Raw genomic sequence first — 16,955 nt, 5'->3', positions numbered from 1 at the left:
AGTGCTACAACTTCTTCAAGGCCGCCGGATACGGAACCGATTAAACGCGACACGCTCTAGACACCGCATCGCAGCCCGTGGCAATGTCGGGCAAAAGCAGCAAGGAGGCAGGCATATGCGGAAACTGGCAGTGGTTCTGGTCGCGTTGAGCGTCGTGGCCGGATGCAACACCGTGCGCGGCGCGGGGCAGGACATCCAGCGCGCCGGGCAGACCATCGAGGGTGCGGCGCAGTAATCCTGACGCCCGCGGGCGTCAGCCCAGCCCGGCCAGCAACTTCGCGGCCAAGGCCCACATCACAAGCCCGATCCCGGCATCGAGCATGCGCCACGCCCGGCGCGTGCTCAACAAGGGTGCCAGCCCCCGTGCACCGAACCCGAGCGCGAAGAAGAACGCGAAGGACGCGGTGACCGCACCCGTGCCGAAGGCCAACCGCGCCGGACCCTCGAATTGCGTGGAGACCGCGCCGATCAGGCCGACGGTATCGAGATAGACATGCGGGTTGAGCCAGGTGAAAGCCGCTGCCGTCCCCAGGGTGGCTGCCAGTGTCGGGGCCTGCCCGCCAGGATCGAGCGCGCCATCGCCACGCCACGCCGCCCGCAGACGCAGCGCGCCGTAGACCACCAGGAACGCCGCGCCTGCCGCGGCCATCAGGTCGGGAAAGGCGGGCCAGCGAGTGGCCAACACGCCGAAGCCCGCAACCCCGGCGGCGATCAGGACCGCGTCGGAGACCGCGCAGAACATCACCAGCGGCAGGACATGCCGCCGCATCAGCCCTTGGCGCAACACGAAGGCGTTCTGTGCCCCGATGGCCAGGATCAGCGACAATCCGGTGGCGAACCCCACCGTCAGCGGTGCGAGCATGCCGTGTGGCTCAGCGCCAGCTCTCGCGGACCGCACGATCGGGAACGCGCGTCACGGGCGCCGGTTCGCGCTGCTTGTCCTCCGGGTAGACGAGTCCGGCCGAGATCACCAGCTTTGCGGCGTCCTCTATGCTCATGTCGAGCATCGTGACCTCGCTTTCGCGGAAGAACAGCAGAAACCCGGATGTCGGGTTGGGCGTGGTCGGCACGAACACGCTCAGAAGCGGTTCACCCGCGCCCGCGACGCGGCTGATCTCGCCCTTGGCGGTGGTGGACACGAAGCCGATCGCGAAGATGCCCTTGCGGGGGTACTCCACGATGCACGCCTTGTCGAAGCTGCTGTCCTGCTGGGCGAACACGGTTTCCGCGATCTGCTTCAGCCCGTTGTAGATCGACCGGACAACGGGCATCTGGTCCACCAGCCCCTCGGCCCACCGCAGCAACGACCGCCCGATCAGCCCCTTGGCGATCCAGCCGATCAGCACGGTGAAGAGGAAGAAGAAGATCACGCCCACGCCGCGCAGGTTGATCCCGATATACTGTTCGGGCCGCCATGCACCGGGCACCAGCGGCAGCACCACGCCGTCGATCCAGCCGACGATGTTCCACAACAGAAGGATGGTCAGCGCGATGGGCAGGACGACCACCAGCCCCGTCAGAAATGACGCGCGCAGGCCCGCGAACGGCCCCGGCTTCTTGCGGTCGTGATCGTGATCGTGATGGTGCGGGTCAAGCGGGTCGAGCATCGGGACTCACGGCTGCGAAGGGTGATTGAGCAGGATGTAGAGGCTCGGGGCACGGGTCACAACGGGCTGCACCGTCTGACCGGCGCCGTCATGCCGATTATTCGGGCGCGTCGCACATTGCGCAGGCGATACGGGCTGCGAAACGGGCGTTGTTGAGCACAAGCGCGATATTCGCCGTCAGCGAGCGGCCCTCGGTCAGGTCGAAAATCCGGGACAGCAGGAAGGGGGTGACGGCCTTGGCCGCAATCCCTTGTGCCGTGGCATCGGCCTGTGCCTGCGCGATGACCGGGGCCAGCAGGTCGACCGGAATCTCGTCGTCCTCCGGGATCGGAAGCGCCACCAGTTGCCCGCCGGGCAGCCCCAGCACTGCGCGCATTCGTGCAGCCCGCGCGATGGCGGCCGGGTCGTCCATCCTCAGCGGCGCGGGGATCGGACCGCTGCGCGACCAGAATGCCGGCAGTACGTTCTGTCCCACGGCGATGACCGGCACGCCCAGCGTTTCCAGAACCTCGAACGTCTTGGGCAGATCGAGGATCGCCTTCGCGCCTGCGCAGACCACCGTCACCGGCGTCTGTGCCAGTTCCTGAAGGTCCGCGGAAATGTCGAAGCTGGTTTCGGCCCCAGCATGCACGCCGCCGATGCCGCCGGTGGCGAATGTGCCGATGCCCGCGATGCGGGCGGCGATCATCGTGGCCGCGACGGTCGTCGCCCCGGTCCCGCCCGTGGCCATGCAGGCGGCCAGGTCCGCGCGGGACAGTTTCGCCACGCCCTGCGCCTGCGCCAGCGCGGTCAGCGCCGCGTCGTCGAGCCCCACATGCAGAACCCCGTCGAGGACAGCGATGGTGGCAGGGGTGGCGCCCCCGTCGCGCACCGCGGCCTCGACCCGGCGGGCCATGTCGAGATTGTCGGGCCACGGCATCCCGTGCGTGATGATCGTGCTTTCCAGCGCGACAAGCGGTGCACCGCGCACGCGGGCCGCGGCAACCTCGGCGCCATAGGTGACGGGCAGGGCGTGGGTCATGACGGGTCTCCGGCCACGTGGGTCGCGGCGGCCTGCAACGCGGCCTCCAGCGCGAAGGCGGGGGAATGGCCCGCGGTTTCCGCTGCAAGGTGCGCGGCCATGAAGGTGTCGCCCGCGCCGGTGATGCAGCGCGGTTCCACCATGGGCGGCTGGGCGGTCAGAACGCCATGGGCCCCCGCATCCGCCGCGGGGCGCGCGCCGTCCGTGACCAGCACCCGTGCGCTTCCCGCGGCGCACAGGTGGCGCGCGGCGTCGGCGGTGTGGATGAATCCCATATCGGCCAGGATCGAAGCCTCTTCGAGGTTCAGATAGAAGGTCGCATTGGGCAGCGCCAGCAGCGGTGCCAGCCGCTCCGCCTTGCCCGGGGAGGCCGGGACGATCCGCAGGTCCGCCGCCGCGAGGAATGGCGAGTCCGCGATTTCGGCAAGAAGCGCCGCGCTCAGGTTGCCATCCAACACCACCGGACCGGCAAAAGGCGCCGCGGCGCTGCCCAGCCGCCCGTCCGACAGGGGCGCGAGGATCTTGGCGCCCGCCGCCTCAAGGGCATGGGCATCGGCGATGGCGGCGACCAGCCCGTTCGCGGCCTCGATCGCCATGTAGCGGTCGGTGGGCAAGTCCGCCCGGCGCAGTGCCAGAGACGTATCCACCCCCGCTGCGGCGCAGGCGGCGACCAGTTCCGCGCCTTCGGGGTCGGTGCCGATGCAGGTCAGCGCGGTCGGATGGCGCCCCAGCCGCGCCAGTTCGCGCGCGACGTTGAACGCCACCCCGCCGGGAATGCGCACGATCCGGCCGGGCCGGTCGTCGCCGCGACGCATGGGATGGACGTGTCGGCCAATGATGTCCCACAGGACGGAACCGATGCAGGGGATGGGGCGCGTGTCTGTCATGCCGCCCTTGGTGGCGCGCGCCGCGGGCTTTGACAAGCGCCGATGCGCAGGGTGCGTCGCAGCCGGGGCCGGATCGATTTCGGGCCTGATCAGGGGTGATCCCGCGCGGATTCTCCCCGAAGCGGGTAGCGATCCGGTTCGGCGAAGGCATCGATCACGACCGACCCCGCGGCGATCTTCACGCTGTGGGGCACGCCGTCCGGAAGGTCCCAATGGTCGCCGGGCCGCATGGTCCGGCTGTGACCGTCGATGGTCATGGTCAGTTCTCCCGCGACCAGTGTACCCCATTGCGGACCGTGTGCATGTTCGGGCAGCACGACGTCCTTGTGGAAGGTGAAGAACACCACCAGCCCCCGGTCGGAGCGCAGGGCGCGGGCGCTGACCGCGTCCTCGGGGAAGGGGATGTCGAGCGCGGGCAGGGCGTCGATGAAGGCGGGGAACATCGGGGCAGCTCCGGGTCTGGGTCGGGTCGCCCAGAGCGTGCGATCCGCGGACCGGCACGTCAAGCGGCACGCAGGCGACGGGGCTTGTCAATCCCGAACGCGTGGTCTATGGCCAGCCACACTTCGCAGGCAGGGTCGGGTCCGTTGGGGGAGACATCCCCATAGGGTCCACCGGTTGGGCATTCGCCCTCACACCCCGCCGAGGCGCAAACCGGAAAAGGAGAACGGACATGACGCCCGATTTCACTCTGCGTCAGCTTCTGGAAGCTGGCGTGCACTTTGGTCACCAGACCCAACGCTGGAACCCCCGCATGGCACCGTATATCTACGGTGACCGCAACGGTATCCACATCATCGACCTGACGCAGACGGCGCCGATGCTTGACGCGGCGCTCAACGCGGTGCGCGAGACCGTCGCCCGTGGCGGGCGCGTGCTGTTCGTCGGCACCAAGCGCCAGGCGCAGAAGCCCGTGGCCGAAGCCGCGGAAAAATGCGCACAGTATTACATGAACCACCGCTGGCTCGGCGGCACGCTGACCAACTGGAAGACCGTGTCGAACTCGATCGGGCGGCTCAAGGCGATCGACGAGCAGATGGCCGGCGGCGCGCTCGGCCTGACCAAGCGTGAGCGGCTGAGCATCGAGCGCGAGCAGGGCAAGCTGCAGGCCAGCCTCGGCGGTATCCGCGACATGGGCGGCGTGCCGGACATGCTGTTCGTGATCGACGTGAAGAAAGAGGATCTGGCGATCCTCGAAGCCAAGAAGCTGGGTATCCCGGTCGTGGCCGTTGTCGATACCAACTGCTCCCCCGACGGCGTGGACTACATCATCCCCGGCAATGACGATGCCGCCCGCGCCATCGCGCTTTACTGCGATCTCGTGGCCCGTGCCGCGCTGTCCGGCATGACCGCGCAGATGGGCGCCGCGGGCATCGATCTGGGCGAGTTCGAGGAAGGCCTGGAGGAAGAGGCCGTCGCGGACGCCGACGCGGCCACCGCCGAAGGCGAAGCCGCCACCACCTGATCCCCGTGCCGGTCCCTGCGCCAGCGCGCGGGGAACGCCACCTGCCCGGGACCGTCCAGACCGTGCCCGCGAGGGTCGGCATCTCGCGCCTGTTCCGGGCGACATGACCGCGCCCGTTCCGGGCGACACGAAACTGTCACCCGCCGCGGCTAGGCAGCCCGGCAGGTCCATGCACGAACCAGAGGAGCCAGCCATGGCAATTACAGCAGCATTGGTCAAAGAACTGCGCGAAATGACCGGCGCGGGCATGATGGACGCCAAGAAAGCCCTGACCGAAACCGCGGGCGACATGGAAGCCGCGGTGGACTGGCTGCGCACCAAGGGTCTGGCCAAGGCCGCGAAAAAATCCGGCCGCACCGCCGCCGAAGGGCTCGTGGCTGTCGCGGTCGATGGCGGCCGCGGCATCGCGGTCGAAGTGAACTCGGAAACCGATTTCGTCGCCAAGAACGCCGAGTTCCAGTCGATGGTGAAATCCATCGCCGGTGTTGCGCTGACCGTGTCGGATGTCGATGCCCTGAAGGCCGCGGACATGGCCGGTAAGTCGGTCGAGGCGACGATCACGGAAAAGATCGCCACGATCGGCGAGAACATGTCGGTCCGTCGCATGGTTGCCATCGAAGGCGAAAAGGTCGTGTCCTACGTGCACAATGCCGCCACGGACGGCATGGGCAAGATCGGCGTTCTCGTGGCGATGACCGGCGACAATGCCGAATTCGGCCGCCAGGTGGCCATGCATGTGGCGGCGATCAATCCTGCCGCACTGGACGAAAGCAGCGTGGACCCGGCGCTGGCCGAGCGTGAAAAGACCGTCCTGACCGAACAGGCGCGCGAAAGCGGCAAGCCCGAAGGCGTGATCGAGAAGATGATCGAAGGCCGGATGAAGAAGTTCTTCGCCGAGGTGACGCTGCTCAACCAGCCCTTCGTCGTGAACCCGGACCTGACGGTGGGTGCCGCGGCGGCCGAGGCTGGCGTGACGATCACCGGCTTCGCCCGGCTCGAAGTGGGTGAAGGCATCGAGAAGGTCGCGGAAGACTTCGCCGCAGAGGTTGCCAAGGTCTCGCAGGGCTGAACCTCCGCTCCTGTGCGGCGTGTCGCCCATGCGCCGCACGGATACCGACATAATGCGAAAAGGCCGGTGCATCGGGGAAACCCGCACCGGCCTTTCCAATTCCGGCAACGGCCATGCGGCGGGAGGCCCCGCGGCCGTCGCCGGTCCCGGCGCGGCAACGCACGGAATGGACTGCGCCGCGTCGGTGCGCCCCGGCCCATGCCGGGGCAGGTCGCCCGGCGGGTTTCCGTAATCGCGGATCCGCCCGGGCGGTCCCCCGGCCCTGCGGCCGCCAGCATGGGAACGCTCCCGTGATCGCGTATCGGGCGGCACGACGATAGTCGGATATTCCTGACCTTGCGTCGCGGTCAGGGTTCCAACCGGAAAATCTGGTTCTGGAGCGACACCTTCATCACGGCCTGCGCAGTGGTGTCCACGTCCAGCGCGTCGCGCGCCAGTCGCAGATGCTTTTCGATCGTGGCCGGGGTCAGGCCCATGATGTCGGCGATGTCCTGCATCGTCTTGCCGTCGCCCACCCATTCCAGCACCTCGCGCTGGCGACGGGTCAGGGCCCGGCGCGACCCGGAATAGGGCAGCGACATCAGTTTGAGATGCGCGACATTGCAGAGCGCGTGGATCTCGCGGCCCTGTTCGGCCCAGATCGCGTCCACTTCGTGCTGCGCCATGCCTGCACGTGCCGTCAGTGCCATCGCGCCGCGGCAGCGATGGGAGGAGTGGGGAAAGCTGATCGTGTAACCCGCGATGACACCCATGGACCTGTTGAAATCCAACACCTTGCGTTCGGCGGGTGTGAAGCTGTCGAAATTGTCCTGCACCCAGCGCCAGCCGCAGGCGCCCACGTTTTCTTCGGACCAGCGCACCATGGGTGCGTGAAAATACATCGCGTCGCCGATGAAGCGGTCCGTATAGGCGGGCGGGTGGTTCGTCAGGATCAGCATGTCCTGCGGGTCGCCGAAGGAACTCGCCGTCTTGTATCGTGTCAGCCCGTACATGAGCCGGTCGAATCCGTGCCGCCCGAGCCGGTCCACCAGCACGTCCCAGACGGCCTCCACGGTCGCCGCGTCGCTGATCGTCTCGATATCGTCCAGAAGGCTCATCCGTCGCACCCAAGATGCTGTGCCAGCGCCTGCAACGCCAGACTGTATCCCGCGGGGCCGAAGCCGCAGATCTGGCCGATGGCCACCGGCGCGATGTAGCTGTGGTGGCGGAACGGTTCGCGCGCGTGGATGTTGGACAGGTGCAGTTCGACGACGGGCACCTCGGCCGAGACGATGGCATCCATCAGCGCGACGGAGGTATGCGTGTAGGCCCCGGCATTCAGCACGATCCCGTCGCGCGTGCCGCGGCAGTCGTGGATCGCGTCGATCAGGGCACCTTCGTGATTGGATTGCAGGCAGTCCACCGACAGACCCAACGCCGCGCCCGTGTCGATGCACATCGCCTCGATCTCGGCCAGGGTCGTGCGCCCGTAGACCTCGGGCTGGCGGTGTCCGAGAAGGTTCAGGTTCGGTCCATTCAGGACAAGGACTGTCGGCATGCTGGCCCCGCTTTTGAAACGTTGATTACATGCGGCGAGGCCTGTGTCGAGAGTTACGTCAATCGGGGCAGTCAGGCGGTGCAGGCACGGTCCGCCAGGCGGCCGAGCCAGCCGAGACACTGGTCGATCTGCGCGATTTCGATGAATTCGTCAGCCTTGTGCGCCTGCGCGATGCTGCCCGGCCCGCAGACGACCGCCGACATGCCGAGCGCCTGGAACAGTCCGGCCTCGGTGCCGAAGGGCACGGTGCCCACGTCGTTGCGGCCCGTGAGCGCCACCATGAGATCGCGCGCGGCGTTGGTCGTCGCAGGTGACAGCCCCGCGACCTCCCCCACGACCTCCGTGTCTATTGTGGCACCGAGATGGATCGCCCGCATGGCGGGCAGCAGGACGGTCGTGCAGAAGCGGTCGAGATCGTCATGGACGAACTGCGCGTCGCCGGGCTGGACCGGGCGCATTTCCCAGTCGATCCGCGCGCGGCCCGCGATGACGTTGTGGCCCACCCCGCCGGTCAGCCCGCCCACGTTGATGGTGGTGTGCGGCGGGTCGAAAGCGGGCGGCTGCGGCGCGCGGGCCCTGAGCCGGTCGCGCAGGTCCATCAGCCGCATGACGTAGCGTGCGGCGTGCTCGACGGCGTTCACGCCCCGATCCGGGTCCGAGCCGTGCCCTTCGAGGCCGGTGAAATGGGTACTGTATTCGCAGCAGCCCTTGTGCCCGTCGATGACCTGCATCTCGGTCGGCTCGCCGATGATCGCCATGGCGGGGCGGATGTCGCGGTCCGCGAGTGCGGCGCACAGCGCGCGGGCGCCAAGGCAGCCGACTTCCTCGTCATGGGTGAAGGCGAAATGGATGGGGCGGGCGAGCGGACGGTCGGCAAAGACCGGGGCCATCGCGACGGCGCAGGCGATGAAGCCCTTCATGTCGCAGGTGCCGCGACCGAACAGGTGTTGCCCGTCATGGCGCAATGCGAAGGGATCGCTGGTCCAGGGCTGGTCCGCGACCGGCACCACGTCGCTATGGCCCGACAGAACGATCCCTCCGGGGGCGTCCGGGCCGATCGTGGCGAACAGGTTCGCCTTGTGCCCGCCATGGTCGAGCATGATGTCGCAGCGCGCGCCCGCGTCCTCCAGCCGTTCGGCCAGGGCGGCGATCATCTCGATATTGCTGTCCGCGGAGACCGTGGGAAAGGCCACGAGGCGGTCGAGCAGGTCTATGGTCTGGGCAAGGTCTGTCATGGGCCTTCGGGTCGATCGGGCGCGCGGGCGCGCAGTTTCGCTAAGGGTCCGAGTATGGACGGCATGAACCGTCATGGAAAGTGCAGGTGCGGCGCCGTCGGGCCGACCACGGGGCGCTGCGCGCTGATGCCTCCCGACCATAGGGCGCTCACGCCTGCGTCGTCACATGAGCTTCTGCCGCACGGCCACGCCTGCGGCGTGACACGATGCCTTGCGCCGCGATGCCGCGGCGCCGTGGGCGGGGGCGCTGCCCCCGCACCCCTGTTGTCCAGATCCGGCGTCCTGTCCCGGCGGGTCAGGCGGCGCGCAACCCGCCGAGATCGGCCAGAAGCGCCGGGATCTTTTCCTTGAAGCGGAAGAAGCCGTGGGTGGCGTGGGGCCAGGCCCGCGCGTCATGGGGGCGGAGTATGCGGCGAAGTGCGATCCCTTCCGCGGCAAGGGCTTTGCACAGGTCCCCGCAGGCATCGCCGGCCGGGCCCGCGGGGGCATGGGGCATCACGACCTGCCGCAATCCGCGGGTCGCGGCCCAGTCCAGAACCTGTTCGATGCGGCCGTGGCCGGACGCGGTGACCGGTTCGGCGAACATGCCCGCGTGCCGGGCAGCGGCGTCGCCCATGGCGGCAGCCGTGAACCCGCGGACATGCGGCGCCGTCGCCAGGGGACTGCGCAGGTCGTCGCAGGGCATGAGACAGAGCGGCAAGCCCGCATCGCCCGGCGGCAGGTCGGGGAACCCGGCGAGCAGGTCGTCCTCGGTCATCAGCCAGCCGGTCCGCAGTGCCGGATCGGGCCGATCCCCCGTTGGCGCCGCCATCCGCGGCGGCGGGGGCGGCGCCGGGATCGGGTCGGCATGTTCCGCCAGTTGTCCGCGGGGATCGAACCGCCCTTCGGTGTAGCGCGCGATGTTGTCGGGCCGCGCGAGATAGGTCTTGCCCGGCGTCTGAATCCCCGCGACCCAGCGCCAGCCCAGCGTATTCGACGCCGGATCGCCGTCGAGGAGGTGGCGCAGGAAGAAATCCGCCCCCAACTCCCACGGCAGGCGCAGGGTGAAGACCCAGATGGAGGCGAACCACATGCGCGCGTGATTGTGCAGGTAGCCGGTCGCAACCAGTTCGCGCGCCCAGTGATCGAAACAATCGATCCCCGTGTCGCCCGTGCATGCGGCTTCCCAGTCCCGTCGCAGCCCGCCTTCGGTCGCAAGACGGTTGCGCGCGGCGGCCACCCCGTCGCGATACTGCCGCCACACGCCGGGGCGCATCTCCAGCCAGCCCTTCCAGTAGGTGCGCCAGTAGACTTCCTGGATGAACTTCTCGGCGGCGGATGCGCTGTGGCGTCCGAGCACGGCGCGCAGGACCTCGGTCTCGGAGACCAGCCTGTGGCGCATCCAGGGGGAGAGCCGTGACACATGGGGATGCCCCGCCGCTCCGAGATCGTAATTTCGTCTGGCGGCGTAGGATCCACCCGCCTTGGGCAGAAAATCCGCGAGCGCCTTCAGCCCGGCGGCGCGAGTGGGTTCGAACGTCATGCGGCAACTCCTGTCGCGTCTGGCTCAGGCAGGTATCGCAGGGCGCCCCGCCTTCAAGGCGCCGGCTGCTCGGCGTGGCGCGGGGCAGCGCTGCACGGGCCGCGTGCAGCGGCATCGCAGTGGCGCAGGCGGGCTTTACCAAGCCTTTACCGGCCTTGGCGAACCCTCGCGGGCAGGGGCTGCCGCGACGCGGTGCGGATTTGCGCGCGCATCGCCTTGCAGGCCCCCAATGGCACGACTAAGACTCCGGGGTCAGCAGGGCGGTGCGCAGGCACCCGGCAACAAGAGGCACGAGCACATGAGCGACCCGATCGAGACCTACATGAACACGCTGGTCCCCATGGTGGTGGAGCAGACCTCGCGCGGGGAACGTGCCTATGACATCTTCTCGCGGCTGCTGAAGGAACGGATCATCTTCGTGAACGGTCCGGTGCATGACGGCATGTCGAGCCTGATCGTGGCGCAGCTTCTGCACCTGGAGGCGGAGAACCCGTCCAAGGAAATCTCGATGTACATCAACTCGCCCGGCGGGTCGGTGATCGCGGGAATGAGCATCTACGACACGATGCAGTACATCAAGCCGAAGGTGTCCACGCTCGTCTGCGGTCTTGCGGCGTCGATGGGATCGGTGATCGCCCTGGGCGGGGAAAAGGGCATGCGCTATTCGCTGCCGAACTCCGAGTTTCTGGTGCATCAGCCATCGGGCGGCAGCCAGGGGACGGCAGAGGATATCCTGATCCAGTCCCGGCACATCGAGGCGACGCGGGAGCGGTTCTATCAGCTGTACATGCGGCACACCGGACAGGATTACGACACGGTGCGGCAGGCGCTCGATCGGGACAAGTGGATGACCCCGGAAGAAGCGAAGGACTGGGGCCACATCGACGAGATCGTCACGAGCCGCGCACAGCCCGACGATCCAGCGAAGTAAGCCATGGGACGGCGCGTCGGACCTTCGGTCACGGCGCGGAAATTTGACATTGTGGCCGGTTCCGTGCTGCCCTAGTTTGTGTGACAGACACGCGACAGGACAGGACGGACGGGCGGCCCCGGAGGTACGGATGGCAAACAACACGAGCGGCGACGGCAAGAACACGCTCTATTGCAGCTTCTGCGGCAAGAGCCAGCACGAAGTGCGCAAACTCATCGCCGGGCCGACGGTGTTCATCTGCGACGAATGCGTCGAGTTGTGCATGGACATCATCCGGGAAGAGACCAAGGCGACGGGCCTGAAATCGTCCGAGGGCGTGCCGACCCCGCGCGAGATCTGCGATGTGCTTGACGATTACGTGATCGGGCAGATGCATGCCAAGCGCGTGTTGTCCGTGGCGGTGCACAACCACTACAAACGGCTCAACAATGCGGCCAAGGCGGATGTGGAACTGGCGAAGTCCAACATCCTGCTGATCGGCCCGACGGGCTGCGGCAAGACGTTGCTGGCGCAGACCCTGGCGCGCATTCTGGACGTGCCCTTCACCATGGCCGACGCGACCACGCTGACGGAGGCGGGGTATGTGGGCGAGGATGTCGAGAACATCATCCTCAAGCTCCTGCAAGCCAGCGAGTACAACGTGGAACGCGCACAGCGCGGCATCGTCTATATCGACGAGGTCGACAAGATCACCCGCAAGTCCGACAATCCATCCATCACCCGCGATGTTTCGGGCGAAGGCGTGCAGCAGGCGCTGCTGAAGATCATGGAGGGCACCGTGGCCTCCGTGCCGCCGCAGGGCGGGCGGAAGCATCCGCAGCAGGAATTCCTGCAGGTGGACACGACGAACATCCTGTTCATCTGCGGCGGTGCGTTCGCGGGACTGGACAAGATCATCTCGCGGCGCGGCAAGGGGTCGGGCATCGGGTTCGGCGCGGACGTGAAGGACGACAGCAACCGCGGCATCGGCGAAACGCTGACCGAGCTGGAGCCTGAGGATTTGCTGAAATTCGGGCTGATCCCCGAATTCGTCGGCCGCCTGCCGGTGATCGCCACGCTGGAGGACCTGGACGAGGATGCGCTGGTCACCATCCTGACTCTGCCGAAGAACGCGCTGGTGAAGCAGTATCAGCGCCTGTTCGAACTGGAAGACGCGCGGCTGACCTTCACGGACGATGCGCTGAAGGCCATCGCGAAGCGCGCCATCGCCCGCAAGACCGGGGCGCGCGGCCTGCGGTCCATCATGGAGGACATCCTTCTCGATACGATGTTCGATCTGCCGACGGCGCAGGGCGTGGAAGAGGTCGTCGTGAACGAAGAGGCGGTGAGTTCGGACGCGCAGCCGCTGCTGATCTATGCCGACCGCAAGGGCGAACCGGTCAGCGCGGGGTAGCTTGCCCAGAGCGATGCGACCACATGGCGCGCGCCTTCGGGCGCGCGTTTTCCTTTGCCGGACGAAAGGAACGGTCCGACATGCTGACCGCAGGGTTTCACGATGTGCCGCCGGGATGCCTGGCCGCCGTGGTCACGGTTCTCGAGATGCGCAGGCCGCCACCGTCCCGCCCCTTGGCGCCGCTGCCGGGCCACTCGCTGGTTCAGGTGAAGACCCCGGCGCCGGACTGGTACCGACACCTGTTCACCGAGATCGGGCGCGACTGGCTCTGGTTTTCGCGGCTGGCGATGCCGGGCGCCGATCTGGCGGCCATCCTCACAGACCCGGCCGTTGAAATCCGCGTGTTGCGCGATGAAGGCGGGCGCGATGTCGGGCTGCTGGAACTGGACTTCCGCACGCCGGGCGCGTGCGAGCTGGCGTTCTTTGGTGTCGCTGCGGCGTTGCAGGGTCGGGGCGCGGGTAGTCTGCTGATGCAGGCGGCGCTGGCGCGGGCCTGGGCGGCGCCCATCGACCGGTTCCATGTCCATACCTGTACGTTCGATCACCCCGCGGCGTTGCCGTTCTACATCCGATCCGGTTTCGTTCCGGTCGCGCGCCGGGTGGAGGTGGCACCGGACCCGCGGCTCACCGGGCTGTTGCCGGTCGACGCGGCACCCGATGTTCCGATGCTGTCCTGATGCCCGGCCTGCGGCATTTGGCGGGCGCGCACCGCTGGACCTTTGGCGCCGAATGCGGGATACGGGACGCAGTTCGGAACGGGAGCCTGCGATGAATATGCTTTTGCGTGCCGTGACCTGGTGGAATGGTCAGACCCTCGGGACCCAGTGGTATACCCGGAAGAACGGCGTGAAGGTGGGCGAGGACAATCAGGGCAACACGTTCTATGAAACGCGCGACGGCAAGCGGCGCTGGGTCATTTTCAACGGCGAGGCCGAAGCGAGCCGCGTGAGCCCCGATTGGCACGGCTGGCTGCACCACACATGGGACGAACCGCCGACCAAGCGCGAGATCAAGCGCAAGGCGTGGGAAAAACCGCATCTCGAGAACCTGACGGGCACGCCGATGGCCTATGCGCCCGACGGGTCGCTGCGCCGTCCGGTGCCTGCGGACCGCCGCGACTACGAGGCATGGACGCCAGAATGATCCGGCCCGCGCCGCAACCGACAACACAGCCGACAGGAATGAACCGATGAGCGAGAATCGTGCCGAACTGGCCGTGGGCGCCGTGGTGCTGGCCGTGGCCGTTGGATTTCTGGCCTATGCGGCGTCCAGCGTGGGTGCGACGCAATCGCGCGCCGGTTACCCGCTGACCGCCAGCTTCCGCTCCGCGCAGGGCGTGGGCGTGGGCACCGATGTGCAGCTGGCGGGTGTCAAGGTGGGCACCGTGACCGCAATCAGCCTCAACCCGGAAACCTTCAGGGCGGATGCGACCCTGACGATCCGCGATGGCGTCGACCTGCCCGATGACAGTTCCATCGTGATCGCGTCCGAGGGGCTTCTGGGCGGCAACTTCGTCGAGGTGCAGCCCGGCGGATCGCCCTTCAATTTCGAACCGGGCGACACGGTCATGAACACGCAAGGATCGATCAGCCTGATCGAGCTTCTGTCGAAATTCGTGGGCAGCGGCGGCGACTGATGCGCAGGGTTTGTGCCTGGCTGGCGGCGGCTTGCCTGGGTGGCGCGGCGCTGCCCGCGGCGGGGCAGGAGGTCGCGGCGGGCGATGGGGCGCTGTTGCGGGGGCTCGACCGGCTTTCGGGCAGCACCACGGACATTCCGGTGCCCGCGGGCGCCGCGGTCATCTTCGCCGGGCGGCTGTCGATCGAGCTGCGCGAATGCCGCTACCCGGTGGCGAACCCCACGGGCGATGCCTATGCCTTTCTCAGCATACGCGACACGGCCAGCGGACAGGCGCTGTTCGATGGCTGGATGATCGCGTCGGCCCCAGCGCTCAACGCGCTCGACCACATGCGCTATGATATCTGGGTGTTGCGCTGCACCAGCGATTGACCGTCCGGCGTCGCGGGCGCCGTGAAGTCGCAGGACCGTCCAAGAGCCGCAGCAAGCAGCTGGTGATACGCCGCGCGCGGGATATCGTGCCCGCCAAGGCTGCGCAGGTGCGGCGTCGTGAACTGCGTGTCGAACAGCGCAAAACCGGCCTGTCTCAACCGATCCACGAGAAAGGCGAGCGCGATCTTCGACGCATCCGTTTCGCGTGAGAACATGCTTTCGCCGAAGAACGCCCCGCCCAGCGTGACGCCGTAGACGCCGCCGACCAACCGGCCCTCGCGCCAGACCTCCAGCGAATGGGCAAAGCCGCTGTCGTGCAGCGCACAGTAGAGATCGAAGATGGTGGCGTTGATCCAAGTCTCGGGGCGGTCCGCGCATCCCTCCACGGTCCCGGCGAAATCCCGGTTCACGGTGATCTCGACCCCCCCGCGCCGCAGCCGCCGTGACAATGATCGCGAGATGTGGAAGCCCGTCAGGGGCATGATGCCGCGCCGCCGCGGATCGACCCAGAAAACCTCCGGGTCTTCGCGGCTTTCGGCCATGGGAAATACCCCGAGCGTATAGGCCTTCAGCAGCAGGTCCGGGGTCAGTTCCGCCCGCTCCATCCGACCCTGCTCAGGCCAGCGCCCGTTCGAGCCAGCGTTCCAGCCAGTGGATCGTGTAGTCGCCGCGCTGGATGTCCGGATCGGCAAGCAATTCGCGGAAAAGCGGCAGGGTCGTATCCACCCCGTCCACGATCAGCTCCCCCAGCGCGCGGTCGAGCCGAGCCAGCGCCTCGGGCCGGTCGCGGCCATGGACGATGAGCTTCCCGATCAGGCTGTCGTAATAGGGCGGGATCGTGTAGCCGTTGTATAGCGCGCTGTCCATGCGCACGCCCAGCCCACCCGGCGCGTGATAGGCCGAGATCCGGCCGGGGCAGGGGTTGAATGTCGGCAGGCGTTCGGCGTTGATCCGCACCTCGATGGAGTGGCCCTTGAGTTCCAGATCCTCCTGTCGGAACGACAGCGGCAGCCCGGCCGCCACGCGGATCTGTTCGCGCACGAGATCGACACCGAACACGGCCTCCGTCACCGGGTGCTCCACCTGCAGGCGGGTGTTCATCTCGATGAAGAAGAATTCCCCGTCCTCGTAGAGAAACTCGATCGTGCCAGCGCCCGCGTAGTTGATGTTCGCCACGGCCTCGGCGCAGGTCTTGCCGATCCGGTCGCGCAACTCTGGCGTGATGACCGGTCCAGGGGCTTCTTCCAGCACCTTCTGGTGGCGCCGTTGCAGCGAACAGTCCCGTTCGCCCAGATGCACGGCATGGCCCTTGCCGTCGCCGAAGACCTGCACCTCGATGTGCCGGGGCTTGTCGAGATACTTCTCGATATAGACGGCGTCATTGCCGAAGGCGGCCTTGGATTCCGTCCGCGCCGTCTGGAACGCGTGATCGAGATCCGCAGCGCTGCGCGCGAGCTTCATGCCGCGCCCGCCACCGCCCGCCGTGGCCTTCACGATCACGGGAAAGCCGATGTCGGCCGCGATGCGGCGCGCGGCGTCAAGGTCGGTCACCTCACCGTCCGATCCGGGCACGCAGGGCACGCCGAGGGCCTTCATCGTGTCCTTCGCTGTGATCTTGTCGCCCATGATGCGGATATGCTCCGCCGTGGGTCCGATGAAGGTGAACCCGTGATCGGCCACCACCTGTACGAAGGCGGCGTTTTCGGACAGGAAGCCGTAACCCGGATGGATGGCTTCCGCCCCGGTGATCTCGCAGGCCGAGATGATCGCGGGCACGTGCAGGTAGCTCTGGTTCGCGGGTGGCGGGCCGATGCACACGGCTTCGTCGGCCATTCGCACATGCATGGCATCCGTGTCGGCGGTGGAATGGACGGCGACGGTGGAAATGCCCATCTCGCGGCAGGCGCGGATGACGCGCAGGGCGATCTCGCCGCGGTTGGCGATGAGGATCTTGGAGAACATGGGCTCGGTCACTCGATGATGACCAGCGGCGCGCCGTATTCGACGGGACTTCCGTCTTCCACGAGGATGCGCGTGACCGTGCCGCCATGGGGGGCCGCGATCTGGTTCATGGTCTTCATCGCTTCGACGATCAGGATGGTCTGGCCCGGGCTGACCGTGCTGCCCACGCGGATGAACGGTTCAGACCCCGGTTCGGGCTGAAGATAGACCGTGCCGACCATGGGCGAGGGGACCGCGCCCGGATGGGCGGCTGGATCGTCCGCGGGTTCGGCGGCGGCGCCACCGGCGGCCGCCGGCATCGGGGCGGGGGCCGCGGGCG

General features: G+C 67.5%; 21 protein-coding genes. 9 read left to right on the top strand and 12 right to left on the bottom strand.

What is annotated here, in order from left to right; genetic code table 11:
• The first annotated feature begins 115 nt into the window (after positions 1-115).
• Positions 116-235, top strand: coding sequence for an entericidin A/B family lipoprotein (locus tag DDE13_RS18945; RefSeq protein WP_111405804.1), 120 nt, complete (start codon positions 116-118; stop codon positions 233-235).
• Positions 236-253: 18 nt separating this feature from the next.
• Here DDE13_RS18945 and DDE13_RS18940 read toward each other — a convergent pair whose 3' ends face one another.
• The 5 genes from DDE13_RS18940 to DDE13_RS18920 all read right to left on the bottom strand — a co-directional run bounded on the left by DDE13_RS18940 (position 254) and on the right by DDE13_RS18920 (position 3,958).
• Positions 254-862, bottom strand: a complete 609-nt coding sequence (locus DDE13_RS18940; RefSeq protein WP_111405803.1) for a LysE/ArgO family amino acid transporter — start codon at positions 860-862, stop codon at positions 254-256.
• A 10-nt stretch (positions 863-872) separates the two neighbouring features.
• Positions 873-1,607, bottom strand: a complete 735-nt coding sequence (locus DDE13_RS18935; protein WP_111405802.1) for a DUF502 domain-containing protein — start codon at positions 1,605-1,607, stop codon at positions 873-875.
• Positions 1,608-1,704: 97 nt separating this feature from the next.
• Complete coding sequence (locus DDE13_RS18930; protein WP_111405801.1) at positions 1,705-2,628, bottom strand: pseudouridine-5'-phosphate glycosidase; 924 nt, start codon at positions 2,626-2,628, stop codon at positions 1,705-1,707.
• Positions 2,625-3,515, bottom strand: a complete 891-nt coding sequence (locus DDE13_RS18925; RefSeq protein WP_111405806.1) for a PfkB family carbohydrate kinase — start codon at positions 3,513-3,515, stop codon at positions 2,625-2,627. Before DDE13_RS18925 ends, DDE13_RS18930 begins: the two co-directional genes overlap by 4 nt.
• Positions 3,516-3,604: 89 nt before the next feature.
• The gene (locus DDE13_RS18920; RefSeq protein ID WP_111405800.1) at positions 3,605-3,958 is read right to left on the bottom strand and encodes a cupin domain-containing protein; all 354 of its coding nucleotides are present in this window, start codon (positions 3,956-3,958) and stop codon (positions 3,605-3,607) included.
• A gap of 230 nt (positions 3,959-4,188) precedes the next feature.
• Between DDE13_RS18920 and rpsB the strand changes: the two genes are divergently transcribed.
• Together rpsB and tsf are read left to right on the top strand one after the other, a co-directional pair.
• Positions 4,189-4,980 carry a 30S ribosomal protein S2 gene (gene rpsB, locus DDE13_RS18915; protein ID WP_111405799.1) on the top strand — a complete coding sequence of 264 codons (792 nt, stop codon included), beginning with the start codon at positions 4,189-4,191 and terminating at the stop codon, positions 4,978-4,980.
• A gap of 193 nt (positions 4,981-5,173) precedes the next feature.
• Positions 5,174-6,049, top strand: a complete 876-nt coding sequence (tsf, locus tag DDE13_RS18910; protein ID WP_111405798.1) for a translation elongation factor Ts — start codon at positions 5,174-5,176, stop codon at positions 6,047-6,049.
• 347 nt (positions 6,050-6,396) lie between these two features.
• Here the strand turns inward: tsf and DDE13_RS18905 are convergent, their stop codons facing one another.
• From DDE13_RS18905 to DDE13_RS18890, 4 genes are all read right to left on the bottom strand, one after another.
• A complete protein-coding gene (locus DDE13_RS18905) occupies positions 6,397-7,146 on the bottom strand; it encodes a helix-turn-helix transcriptional regulator (protein ID WP_111405797.1) in 750 nt (249 codons plus the stop codon).
• Complete coding sequence (aroQ, locus tag DDE13_RS18900; RefSeq protein WP_111405796.1) at positions 7,143-7,586, bottom strand: type II 3-dehydroquinate dehydratase; 444 nt, start codon at positions 7,584-7,586, stop codon at positions 7,143-7,145. Before aroQ ends, DDE13_RS18905 begins: the two co-directional genes overlap by 4 nt.
• Positions 7,587-7,657: 71 nt before the next feature.
• Complete coding sequence (gene argE, locus DDE13_RS18895) at positions 7,658-8,821, bottom strand: acetylornithine deacetylase (protein WP_111405795.1); 1,164 nt, start codon at positions 8,819-8,821, stop codon at positions 7,658-7,660.
• A 295-nt stretch (positions 8,822-9,116) separates the two neighbouring features.
• Positions 9,117-10,343 (bottom strand): FAD-binding domain-containing protein, encoded by a 1,227-nt coding sequence (locus DDE13_RS18890; protein ID WP_111405794.1) that lies wholly within the window; start codon positions 10,341-10,343, stop codon positions 9,117-9,119.
• A 298-nt stretch (positions 10,344-10,641) separates the two neighbouring features.
• Here DDE13_RS18890 and DDE13_RS18885 point away from each other — a divergent pair, with 298 nt between their 5' ends.
• From DDE13_RS18885 to DDE13_RS18860, 6 genes are all read left to right on the top strand, one after another.
• Entirely contained in the window at positions 10,642-11,274 is a 633-nt protein-coding gene (locus tag DDE13_RS18885) for an ATP-dependent Clp protease proteolytic subunit (protein WP_111405793.1), read from the top strand.
• A 130-nt stretch (positions 11,275-11,404) separates the two neighbouring features.
• Positions 11,405-12,667 carry an ATP-dependent Clp protease ATP-binding subunit ClpX gene (clpX, locus tag DDE13_RS18880; protein WP_111405792.1) on the top strand — a complete coding sequence of 421 codons (1,263 nt, stop codon included), beginning with the start codon at positions 11,405-11,407 and terminating at the stop codon, positions 12,665-12,667.
• A gap of 23 nt (positions 12,668-12,690) precedes the next feature.
• A complete protein-coding gene (locus tag DDE13_RS18875) occupies positions 12,691-13,344 on the top strand; it encodes a GNAT family N-acetyltransferase (protein WP_328587853.1) in 654 nt (217 codons plus the stop codon).
• Positions 13,345-13,435: 91 nt separating this feature from the next.
• Complete coding sequence (locus tag DDE13_RS18870) at positions 13,436-13,810, top strand: NADH:ubiquinone oxidoreductase subunit NDUFA12 (RefSeq protein WP_111405791.1); 375 nt, start codon at positions 13,436-13,438, stop codon at positions 13,808-13,810.
• A 46-nt stretch (positions 13,811-13,856) separates the two neighbouring features.
• Positions 13,857-14,303 carry an outer membrane lipid asymmetry maintenance protein MlaD gene (gene mlaD, locus DDE13_RS18865; RefSeq protein WP_111405790.1) on the top strand — a complete coding sequence of 149 codons (447 nt, stop codon included), beginning with the start codon at positions 13,857-13,859 and terminating at the stop codon, positions 14,301-14,303.
• Complete coding sequence (locus DDE13_RS18860; protein WP_111405789.1) at positions 14,303-14,674, top strand: DUF2155 domain-containing protein; 372 nt, start codon at positions 14,303-14,305, stop codon at positions 14,672-14,674. Before mlaD ends, DDE13_RS18860 begins: the two co-directional genes overlap by 1 nt.
• Here DDE13_RS18860 and aat read toward each other — a convergent pair.
• From aat to DDE13_RS18845, 3 genes are all read right to left on the bottom strand, one after another.
• Entirely contained in the window at positions 14,638-15,279 is a 642-nt protein-coding gene (gene aat / locus DDE13_RS18855; protein ID WP_111405788.1) for a leucyl/phenylalanyl-tRNA--protein transferase, read from the bottom strand. The genes DDE13_RS18860 and aat overlap by 37 nt on opposite strands.
• 10 nt (positions 15,280-15,289) lie before the next feature.
• On the bottom strand, positions 15,290-16,636 hold the full coding sequence (accC, locus tag DDE13_RS18850; RefSeq protein ID WP_111405787.1) for an acetyl-CoA carboxylase biotin carboxylase subunit: 1,347 nt from the start codon (positions 16,634-16,636) through the stop codon (positions 15,290-15,292).
• A gap of 8 nt (positions 16,637-16,644) precedes the next feature.
• A partial coding sequence (locus tag DDE13_RS18845; RefSeq protein WP_268951266.1) for an acetyl-CoA carboxylase biotin carboxyl carrier protein occupies positions 16,645-16,955 on the bottom strand: 311 nt, incomplete at its 5' end.

It is taken from the genome of Meridianimarinicoccus zhengii (assembly GCF_003254465.1).
Lineage (GTDB): Bacteria > Pseudomonadota > Alphaproteobacteria > Rhodobacterales > Rhodobacteraceae > Meridianimarinicoccus > Meridianimarinicoccus zhengii.
This window is presented reverse-complemented; position numbering and strand designations above follow the sequence as displayed.